This is a genomic window from Parvibaculum sp., from assembly GCF_049672805.1.
Classification (GTDB): Bacteria; Pseudomonadota; Alphaproteobacteria; order Parvibaculales; family Parvibaculaceae; genus Parvibaculum.
This window is the reverse complement of sequence record NZ_JBATWS010000400.1, coordinates 1-8,567: the sequence shown is the minus strand read 5'-3', so window position 1 is coordinate 8,567 and position 8,567 is coordinate 1. Positions and strand designations below refer to the sequence as shown.

Annotated in this window: 12 protein-coding genes; 5 read left to right on the top strand and 7 right to left on the bottom strand. The window is 61.0% G+C overall.

Annotated elements, in window-relative coordinates; translation table 11 throughout:
• On the bottom strand, positions 1-351 hold a 351-nt coding region (locus WBF74_RS12515), incomplete at its 3' end, for a hypothetical protein (RefSeq protein ID WP_424440399.1).
• A gap of 130 nt (positions 352-481) precedes the next feature.
• Between WBF74_RS12515 and WBF74_RS12510 the strand changes: the two genes are divergently transcribed.
• A complete protein-coding gene (locus tag WBF74_RS12510; protein ID WP_424440396.1) occupies positions 482-1,168 on the top strand; it encodes a YggS family pyridoxal phosphate-dependent enzyme in 687 nt (228 codons plus the stop codon).
• Here the strand turns inward: WBF74_RS12510 and WBF74_RS12505 are convergent.
• Both WBF74_RS12505 and WBF74_RS12500 read right to left on the bottom strand, forming a co-directional pair.
• Positions 1,165-1,716, bottom strand: a complete 552-nt coding sequence (locus WBF74_RS12505) for a L,D-transpeptidase family protein (RefSeq protein WP_424440393.1) — start codon at positions 1,714-1,716, stop codon at positions 1,165-1,167. The genes WBF74_RS12510 and WBF74_RS12505 overlap by 4 nt on opposite strands.
• A gap of 58 nt (positions 1,717-1,774) precedes the next feature.
• On the bottom strand, positions 1,775-2,494 hold the full coding sequence (locus WBF74_RS12500) for a hypothetical protein (RefSeq protein ID WP_424440390.1): 720 nt from the start codon (positions 2,492-2,494) through the stop codon (positions 1,775-1,777).
• 235 nt (positions 2,495-2,729) lie between these two features.
• Here WBF74_RS12500 and WBF74_RS12495 point away from each other — a divergent pair, with 235 nt between their 5' ends.
• Together WBF74_RS12495 and WBF74_RS12490 are read left to right on the top strand one after the other, a co-directional pair.
• Complete coding sequence (locus WBF74_RS12495; protein WP_424440387.1) at positions 2,730-4,607, top strand: tetratricopeptide repeat-containing sulfotransferase family protein; 1,878 nt, start codon at positions 2,730-2,732, stop codon at positions 4,605-4,607.
• 5 nt (positions 4,608-4,612) lie between these two features.
• On the top strand, positions 4,613-5,299 hold the full coding sequence (locus WBF74_RS12490; RefSeq protein ID WP_424440402.1) for a response regulator transcription factor: 687 nt from the start codon (positions 4,613-4,615) through the stop codon (positions 5,297-5,299).
• Between the two features lie 3 nt (positions 5,300-5,302).
• On the opposite strand, the gene WBF74_RS12485 is transcribed toward WBF74_RS12490, so the two are convergent.
• Together WBF74_RS12485 and WBF74_RS12480 are read right to left on the bottom strand one after the other, a co-directional pair.
• The gene (locus WBF74_RS12485) at positions 5,303-5,467 is read right to left on the bottom strand and encodes a hypothetical protein (RefSeq protein ID WP_424440384.1); all 165 of its coding nucleotides are present in this window, start codon (positions 5,465-5,467) and stop codon (positions 5,303-5,305) included.
• 87 nt (positions 5,468-5,554) lie between these two features.
• Complete coding sequence (locus WBF74_RS12480; protein ID WP_424440381.1) at positions 5,555-6,019, bottom strand: acyl-CoA thioesterase; 465 nt, start codon at positions 6,017-6,019, stop codon at positions 5,555-5,557.
• Positions 6,020-6,096: 77 nt separating this feature from the next.
• On the opposite strand from WBF74_RS12480, the gene WBF74_RS12475 reads away from it, so the two are divergent.
• Positions 6,097-6,621 (top strand): Crp/Fnr family transcriptional regulator, encoded by a 525-nt coding sequence (locus WBF74_RS12475; RefSeq protein WP_424440378.1) that lies wholly within the window; start codon positions 6,097-6,099, stop codon positions 6,619-6,621.
• Positions 6,618-7,094: a PaaI family thioesterase gene (locus WBF74_RS12470; RefSeq protein WP_424440375.1), complete on the top strand. Its 477-nt coding sequence runs from the start codon at positions 6,618-6,620 to the stop codon at positions 7,092-7,094. Before WBF74_RS12475 ends, WBF74_RS12470 begins: the two co-directional genes overlap by 4 nt.
• On the opposite strand, the gene WBF74_RS12465 is transcribed toward WBF74_RS12470, so the two are convergent.
• Positions 7,085-7,708 (bottom strand): TetR/AcrR family transcriptional regulator, encoded by a 624-nt coding sequence (locus WBF74_RS12465; RefSeq protein WP_424440372.1) that lies wholly within the window; start codon positions 7,706-7,708, stop codon positions 7,085-7,087. The genes WBF74_RS12470 and WBF74_RS12465 overlap by 10 nt on opposite strands.
• A gap of 241 nt (positions 7,709-7,949) precedes the next feature.
• Positions 7,950-8,567, bottom strand: a 618-nt coding sequence (locus WBF74_RS12460) for an exodeoxyribonuclease III (RefSeq protein ID WP_424440369.1), incomplete at its 5' end; no start/stop codon positions are given.

The window sequence follows — 8,567 nt, the reverse complement described above, 5'->3', positions numbered from 1 at the left end:
GAGCGCGAGCGGTGACGTGCGGCGATGCGCGCTCCTGTCGCAACCGCGCAGGCCGGGGCGGCGCAATTCATGCTCGCGCAAGTGGCGCCCGAAATTTGCGGCCTGTGTTTCAATCGGCAATGCTCCCGCGAGCAAAAGCGTCACCCCCTTGCGCGCGGCCTTGCCGGAGAGGCGGTGAAGTTCGTCGCGTGTCGGGCGTCTGTCATAAGCGCGCCAGATGAGGGCGCTGCCGCGCGGCAAAGCATCAAGCGCTGTTTCAGGATCAGGCAGGCGCTTCGGATCGGTGACGCCGATCAGCGGCACGAAGGCGCGTGCCAATGTCAGGCGATGAGCGATGCGCGCGGCTTCCATTGCGATTATCCTTGTTTGGTTCCGGCCTTGCGTTCCAGACCGGCAGTTCTCACCGTTTCATTCCTGCTATAAATCAGGACAGGTTCGCTCAAGGCTTCAGGTTCTGTGTCGTGAGAGAGAGTAGGCAAGCGTGACAGGCAATACCAGTTCGGAAGCGACGGCAGCAGCGCGTCTCGATGCGATCAAAACGCGCATGGCCGAGGCAGCGCGGAATGCGGGGCGCGCGCCTGAAGATGTGACGCTGGTTGCCGTGTCAAAAACCTTTGACGAGGCAGCGATCCGGCCATTGATCGCAGCGGGGCAGCGCGTTTTTGGCGAAAACCGCGTGCAGGAATCAGCGCACAAATGGCCGGCGCTTCGCGCGCAGCATGCGGATATCGAGCTGCATCTGATCGGGCCGTTGCAGACGAACAAGGTTGAGGATGCGCTTGCGCTTTTCGATGTCATCCACACGCTGGATCGTGACAGACTTGCGCTTGCGCTTGTCCGGGCGCGGGAAAAAGGCGCGATCCTGCCGCGTTTGCTGGTGCAGGTGAATACGGGCGAGGAGCCGCAAAAGGCGGGGCTTCTCCCGGGGGAGGTGGACGCATTTCTCGCGCGCTGCCGCGATGAATGGCGGCTCGAGATTGAAGGGCTTATGTGCATTCCGCCAGCCGATGAGGAACCTGCGCTTCATTTCGCGCTTCTCGAAAAGCTCGCGCGGCGTAATGGGCTTCGCGGGCTTTCCATGGGCATGAGCGGGGATTTTGAAAAGGCGATTGCCTTTGGCGCCACGCATGTGCGGGTGGGGAGCGCGCTTTTCGGATCGCGGGACTAAAGCGCCCTGATCTCCATTGCGGTTTCCGGGCCGCAAAGCGCCAGCACTTGCAGCATGTCTTCAAGGCGAAGCGCAACGCAGCCTTCGGTCGGCTTCAGGCGTCCGTCCTCTTCCTTTGCGAGATGGAAAAAGATGGCGCTGCCCGCGCCCGGCACCACCGGATCATCATTATGGCCGAGCACGGTGACGAGATCGTAGAGAGCATCGCTCCGCCACATCTTCTCGGCACTTGCCGGATAGGGCAGGCGCACAGGGCGGTTATAGGCTTCGTCCTCCGGCGCGTCGCACCAGCCATCGGAAGGGGCGATGGGAAAAAGCGGCAGGCGCGTTTCCGGCGCGGGGAGCCTGTCCTGCCGATAGCGCAATTCGCGCAAGGGGAAGCGGCCAAGCGGCGTGCCGCCATCGCCTTCGCGCTTGTCATGCACAAGGCCGGAACGGCCAAGCGCGCAGCGGAAGCAAAGCGCGCCGATGGTGAGCACACCCTCGGTGCTGCCCATTTCGGCGGTGACGAGAATATCGGGAGAGGTTTCTTCAGCGGTCTCGGTCATGGCGGAACGAGATTAGCGCATGGGGCGAAAAGGGCCAGTGCCCGCGCGTATTCCCCTGTCAGCCCTGCTTGTCGGCGCTGGCGCCGCTCGCTTCAGGCTTCATCGCTTCATATTTGTCGATGGCGCGCGTCATGGCGGCGATGAGGCCGTTATCCTTGCCCGCATCTTCCGGCGTATCCGGCTTCAGCGCGGCGAGATCCCCCGCATCGGCAAAAGAGCTCATCAATGCTTCAAAGGCTTCCGGGCTGAGGGCGGGCAGGGCGGAGAGATTGGCGGCGCGCGGCGCTGCTTCCGGCGCCTCATTTTGTCTTTCAGGCGCAATCGAGGCGGTGATGAGTTCATCCGCTGCGGCTTCAGCCACCGGGGCAGGCGCAGAAGCGAGTTGCATTGTGGCCTTCTCCGGCTTGTCATCGCCAAACAATCCGGCAACCAGCCGGTCGCCAATGCCGTGTCCAGCGTCGCCCGTCACGGCGAGGCTCAGCACGGAGGCGATGCCGCCAATCGGCCCGCCGTAAAGCGTGCCGCCTGCCACACGGGCCTGCGGGCTGATCGCGTCGCCGGTGAGGCGCCGATAGATGTCGGAGAGGATCGGCACGTGATGGAGCGGGTTCAGCGTATCCACGAGATCGGAAAAGCTGAGACTCTCTCCTTGAGCTGTCTCTAACGCGCGGCCTTCAAGGCGCGCGGCGCGCAGTTCAGCAAAGGCGGCGCTCGCCATGTTGCCTTTGCCATAGGTCTGGCCGGGTGGAAGGAGTGTGATTGTCTGAAACTCGCTCATGCCCTTGCCGGAGCAAGGAGCGGGCCAGAAGAAAGCCCGTTATTTCGGGCATTTGCGGGCGTGGCGGGCCTGCTCCCCCGGCAAGTTCTGCCGGGCGGCGGAACTCCTTGCCTCCCGGCGTCCCTCCGCCGTTGGTCTTGACCCGCGCCTGTGGCACACTCCGCGCCAACAGAAATCCGGTTCCACTATTTTCATGAAAAAGACTCCTCCTCCTCGCGGGCCTCAAAAACCTTCCATGCCTGGCTTCAATCCGCAGGGCGGTTTCCGGGCGACAGTCGGGCTGCCGGCGTCTGCTGCCGGCGGAGCGCGGCCCGGCGTGTCGGTTCCGGGCTTCGGTCAGGGTGCCGGATCGGGCGGGCCTGCCATGCAGGCTGCTCTTTCGAAGGAAGATATCAACCGCCTGCTGAAGCTCGGCGGGGCGCATCTGGCGGCGGGGCGGCTCGAACATGCAGCACAGGCGGCCGCCGCCATTCTGAAGGTCGAGCCGCAGAACCCCGATGCGATGCATCTGATCGGGCTGGTGGCGCTCGGCAAGGGCGATGCGGACAAGGCGGAGAAGTTCATCGCGGCGGCGGCCGCGCTCATGCCGCGCCATGCGAATGTCTGGGTTAATCTCGGCAATGCGCAGCGCGATCAGGGCAAGACGGATGAGGCGCTGAGCGCCTATCTGCGCGCGGAAGCGATCAACCCGAATTACCCGGATATCTTTCTCAATCGCGGCCAGCTCTACAAGGATACGGCGCGCCCGACAGAGGCGATTGAACAGTTCAAGCGGCTGATCGAGCTGCTTCCCGATCAGGCGGGGCCATATATGCGGGCGGCCTATGCGGCGAGCGATGCCGGGCTTTTCCGCGAGGCGGCGGCTTTTTGTGAGCAGGCGCTGGAGCGCGTTTCCAATCCGCCGCCACAGGTGAAGGCAATCCTTGCGACGACCTATGAGCGGCTTGGTGATCTCGACAGGGCGATCGAGATTGCAAATGAGGTGCTTGTCGCCCATCCGAAAAATGCAGGCGCGCTTCGCACCTGGTCCATCGCGCAGCGGCGCAAGGACAAGAACAACCCCGCTCTACTGAAAGAACTTGCGGCGCGGCTCGAGGAAGCGGTGAAGGACACGCTTTCCCATACCGATGCGCGGCTTCTCTATTCCGAGCTTGCGCAGGTCTATGAGGAACTGGGTGACACGAAAGCGGCTTTCGTCAATTTCACCAAAATGAATGACCGCACAAGCGCCCTGCCGGAATTGAAGAATCTCGACCGCGAAGCCTTTCTCAATAATGTGGAGGAACTGCACAAGCTCTTTACACGGAAGAATATCGCGCGGATGAGCGCGCTTCCGCCGCTGGAGAAAGAACCGGGCCACGCAAATGTGCCGGTATTCCTTGTCGGCTTTCCGCGTTCCGGCACGACGCTGCTCGACCAGATCCTTGACGCCCATCCGAAGGCGCAGGTGCTGGAAGAATTGCCGCTTCTCAATGCGGTGAGAAAGGCGTCACCCGATTACCCGCGTTCTCTCATGCGGCTCGATGAAGCGGAGCGGCTTCGCCTGCGTGCGATTTACTGGAGCGAGCTGCGCAATGCGGGCGCAGACCTTGAGGGCAAGACGGTCGTCAACAAGATGCCGCTCGATATGGTTCATGCGGGTCTGATTGCGCGGGTTTTCCCGGAAGCGAAGACCATTCTCGCGCTTCGCCACCCGGCCGACTGCGTGCTTTCCTGCTTCATGCAGGATTTCGTGCCGAATGGCGGCATGGTGAATTTCCTCACGCTGAAGGGCTCTGCGGTTTTCTATGATCGCGTTTTCTCGCTCTGGCAGACTTACCGAGATGTGTTGCCGCTCAATGTGCAGGAAGTGCGCTATGAGAATCTGGTGGCCGATCTTCGCGCCGAAATCGAGCCGGTGCTTCAGTTCCTCGGGCTTGACTGGCATGAGGCGGTGAGCGATCCGTCGGCACATGCGCTGCAACGCGGCACGATCCGCACGCCTTCCTATTCGCAGGTGACGCAGCCGATCTATTCAAAGGCAACAGAACGCTGGCGGCGCTATGAAGAGCAGATGAAGCCTGTGCTGCCGGTTCTCGCGCCCCATGCTGAACGGCTTGGATATGTGCTTTGAGTATCATGGGCGGAACGAAGAAAATCCTGCTTGTCGATGATGACGACGTGCTGCGCGATTCACTCGCGGAGCAGCTTGAGCTTGATGGCGAGTTCACCTGCACGGCCGTTGCAACGGCGCAAGCGGGGATCGAGCATGCAAAGACCCATCATGTTGATCTGGTGCTGCTTGATGTCGGCCTGCCGGATATGGACGGGCGCGAAGCCTGCCGGCTGATGCGCGAGGGCGGTGTCACCGTGCCGATTGTCATGTTGACAGGTGTGGATACGGATGCCGATACGATCCTCGGGCTTGATGCGGGCGCGAATGATTATGTGACGAAGCCCTTCCGTTTCGGCGTGTTGCTTGCGCGCATGCGGGCACATCTGCGCAGCCATGAGCAAAGCGAAGATGCTGTCTTCAGCATCGGGCCTTATACGTTCCGGCCAAGCGTGAAACTGCTTGTGGATGCGAATGAAAAGAAAATCCGCCTCACGGAAAAGGAAACGGCGATCCTGAAGTTCCTCTATCGCGCGGGCGGCAAGACGATGCCACGCGATGTGCTTCTGGCGGAAGTGTGGGGATACAATTCAGGCGTGACGACGCATACGCTTGAAACGCATATCTATCGTCTGCGGCGGAAGATCGAGAAGAACCCGCCTGATGCGCAGATCCTCGTCACTGAAAGCGGCGGCTACAAGCTGGTGCCGTAAGGCTCAGGCTTTCGCGGTAAGCGAAAGCATGACGATGCAGCCAAGCACGATCGGCGTGCCGATCAGGGCGGCCACGAGAAGCGCGCTTGCGCCCCAGATGAAAGTGGCGATGGCGAGCAACAGCAGAAGATTGATGACAAAAAGCGTTGCGCCGTCGATGCGGTCCATGGTCTTCCTCTCAAGGCCTGAAGCTATGGGCCTCATGTGCCTCTTCGGAGAGGGGAAACCAATCGGACCTTTCGCCGCATCAGCGGGTCAGGCATCACCCGGCACATGGGCAGTGAGCCTGTACGTGCTCACAAATTCGGGCGGCATCCGCGTGGCGCGGCCTGTTTCAATGTTGATGCAGACGAAATCGCTCAAGCCCCGCAGCAAGGTCTCGCCCGTTTGCGGGTTCACCATCTGGAAGCGACGGCGCAGGCGGATGCGACCGTCATTCCCCGTAATCCATGTGCCGATCCAGACAGGCTCGCCCTCTCGGCTTGCGGCCAGATATTCAAGCTCGTGACGACGCACCACCATGCCGCGATTGATCTTGGCATAGGCAGCAAAGTCGAGGCCGAGCGCCTTTGAATGTTCCCAGGCGGTCTTGGCCATCCATGTCAGATAGACGACATTGTTCGTGTGCTGAAAGTCGTCAATATGCTGCTTCTCCACCACCGTCTTGTAGATGAAGGGGTCGGGGTGATCCCAGGCGATGCCGGATGTCGCTTCGCTCATTCTCAGGTTTCCTGCCGTTTCGCTTCAGGAGCGCGTGATCCTTCTTAAAGGCAGGCTCCCGGTGGCGCAAATATCAGATGGCCGCGACAGGCGAAGCCGCCTTCGCTATGCTTTGTGCCATGAGCCTTGAACCCGCCGTCGCCCTGTTGCAGCAGCTCGATCTCTTTGCCGGGCTTGATCCCGTGCGTCTCGAGGTCGTGGCGTTTACCTGCGAGAGACGGGATTATGCGCCGGGCGCAACGTTGTTCTCGGAAGGGGAGGAGGCCGATTGCGCCTATCTCATTCTTGCGGGAGAGGCTGTCATGCTTTCCCATGACGAGGCGGGGGAGCCGCAGGCCTACCGGCTTGACAGGGGCGAGCTCATCGGCGAAACGGCTCTCTTCGATCCGGGACAGCGGCGCAGCACCGTGCGCGCCGTGACGGGATTGCAGGTGCTGCGGATCGGCCGGGACATGTTCCAGCGGCTGCTTGGCGAGTTTCCCGAAATGGCGGAGCCGGTTGCCGCGCGCCTTGCGCACCGGCTGGAAGCGATTGGCAGCGATCTCGCCCGGTTGCGGGAGAGGCTCGGGGCGAGAACAAGAAAAGGGCAGGCGGAGAAATGAGCGAAGCGCAGGCAGAAGAGAAAAAGGCCAATGCAGACTGGCCGCCGAACATTCAGGCGGTTTTCAAGCGCATGGCGCCTGCAAGCCGCTATCTCGGGCTTGAGATTCTGGAAGCGGACAAAGAAGCCCGCACCGTGAAGGTTGCTTTCAATGCAAGCGACGCGCTTTGCAATATGTGGGGCGGCATTCAGGGCGGCATGGTGGCGGCGATGCTCGATGATGTGATGAGCCTTGCCGTTGGGCTTGATCTTGAATGGGGTCAGATCTCGCCGACGCTTGAACTGAAAGTATCGATGCTCAACGCCGCACGCCCCGGCCGCATCATCGGCACGGGCCGCGTCATCAAGCGCGGCAAGTCGGTCGGTTTCATCGAAGGTGAGCTGACGGATGAAAGCGGCAAGCTGCTTGCGACAGGCAGTTCCACGGCCACTTTCGTGACGCTGAAAAAGAAAGAGCCTGCCGCTCAGGCGTAAGCGTTCTTTTCGAAGAAGCGCCGCGCATCTTCCGTCAGATGCGTATCGAACAATGCAAAGTGATGGCGGATACCGGCATTGAGCGTGGCCTTGTCGAGCTTCACCACATGGCGCGTCTCGCGCAGGAAGCTCGGCCAGTAGCGGATGACAACCCAGGCATTGTCCGCAAGTGCGGGAAGCTGCTCGTCCGGAATATTCAGATGTCCGGCCTCGATCATGTGGCGAAAGAAGCGGATAAACATGGTGGTCGTGGATTTATAGACCGCCTGGACGCGCCCTTCGAGCTCCGGTGAGGAGCGGCCATACTCCGCCTGGTCGCGATAGAGATACTGATAGGTCCAGACTTCCTCGAAGATCGAGCGGATGAAGGTCGTGTAATTCTCCATCACGGTTTCAGGCGTGGAGGAGATGGCGAGCCGCTTGTCGATCTGTTCGAACAGGGCAAGCTGATGGGCGCGGACGAGGTCGCGCTTGCTGCGAAAGTGGTACCAGAGATTGCCTTCCGAGATGCTCACCGTCTCTGCGATGCGCGCCGTCGTTACGGCGTCATAGCCGTTCTCGTTGAAGAGCCGCAGGCTCGCGGCGAGAATCCTGTCTTTGGTTTTTGGTGCCATCCCCGAATCTTTTTTCTCTTTTCCCCATCCTGCCGTAGCGGCAATGCGGTGTCTTGCAGGCTGCCATACGGAACCTGCGCTCTTGCGTTCATAGGGTCAATACCCTAATATGGGGTATCTACCCTAACGAGAGGCTCCCCGGGTTCCCCCCAAAGTTGCCCGGAAAGACGCCCCAAGGTAGGAACCCCAGGAGCGGGCGGAGGCGAGGCGTTTCACCCCCGAAACAGCTGGCCCCCCCAGCTTAAAGTCTCAGCGCCGTGATTACAGGCGCATGATCCGACGCCCGCTCCCACCCCCTTGCATCCTTGCGCACATGCATCGAAACGGCTGCATCCCGCAGCGCCGGTGTGACCCAGATATGGTCGAGGCGGCGGCCCCGGTCTGCTGCTTCCCAATCCTTCGCGCGGTAGCTCCACCACGAATAAAGCTTCTCTGTGGCGGGCACAAACTGGCGCATCACATCCACCCAGTCATGCGAGGCATAAAGCTCGTTCATCAGGTCCACCTCGACCGGCGTGTGGCTGACGACCTTGAGCAATTGCTTGTGCGACCAGACATCATGTTCGAGCGGCGCGATGTTGAGATCGCCGACAAGCACCATGCGGTTCGATGATTTGTTGCGCGTCTTGCTGAAGATGTCCGTCATCTCGCGCACGAAGTCGAGCTTGTGCGCGAATTTCGGATTGATCTTCGGGTCCGGCTCATCGCCGCCTGCGGGCACATAGAAATTGTGTATGCGCAGGCCGCCCGGCACATCGAGATCGGTTGCGAGATGGCGGCAATCGCCAACCTCGCAGAAGTCGCGGCTCTCGATCTTCTTGAAGGGAATGCGGCTCAGTGTGGCAACGCCGTGATAACC

What these genes read in the sequence shown, in the direction of transcription:
- WBF74_RS12490 (WP_424440402.1), top strand. Translation starts at nt 4,613, where the DNA reads ATGGGCGGAACGAAGAAAATCCTGCTTGTCGATGATGACGACGTGCTG.
- WBF74_RS12505 (WP_424440393.1), bottom strand. Translation starts at nt 1,716, where the DNA reads ATGACCGAGACCGCTGAAGAAACCTCTCCCGATATTCTCGTCACCGCC.
- WBF74_RS12500 (WP_424440390.1), bottom strand. Translation starts at nt 2,494, where the DNA reads ATGAGCGAGTTTCAGACAATCACACTCCTTCCACCCGGCCAGACCTAT.
- WBF74_RS12475 (WP_424440378.1), top strand. Translation starts at nt 6,097, where the DNA reads ATGGCCGCGACAGGCGAAGCCGCCTTCGCTATGCTTTGTGCCATGAGC.
- WBF74_RS12495 (WP_424440387.1), top strand. Translation starts at nt 2,730, where the DNA reads ATGCCTGGCTTCAATCCGCAGGGCGGTTTCCGGGCGACAGTCGGGCTG.
- WBF74_RS12465 (WP_424440372.1), bottom strand. Translation starts at nt 7,708, where the DNA reads ATGGCACCAAAAACCAAAGACAGGATTCTCGCCGCGAGCCTGCGGCTC.
- WBF74_RS12485 (WP_424440384.1), bottom strand. Translation starts at nt 5,467, where the DNA reads ATGGACCGCATCGACGGCGCAACGCTTTTTGTCATCAATCTTCTGCTG.
- WBF74_RS12470 (WP_424440375.1), top strand. Translation starts at nt 6,618, where the DNA reads ATGAGCGAAGCGCAGGCAGAAGAGAAAAAGGCCAATGCAGACTGGCCG.
- WBF74_RS12480 (WP_424440381.1), bottom strand. Translation starts at nt 6,019, where the DNA reads ATGAGCGAAGCGACATCCGGCATCGCCTGGGATCACCCCGACCCCTTC.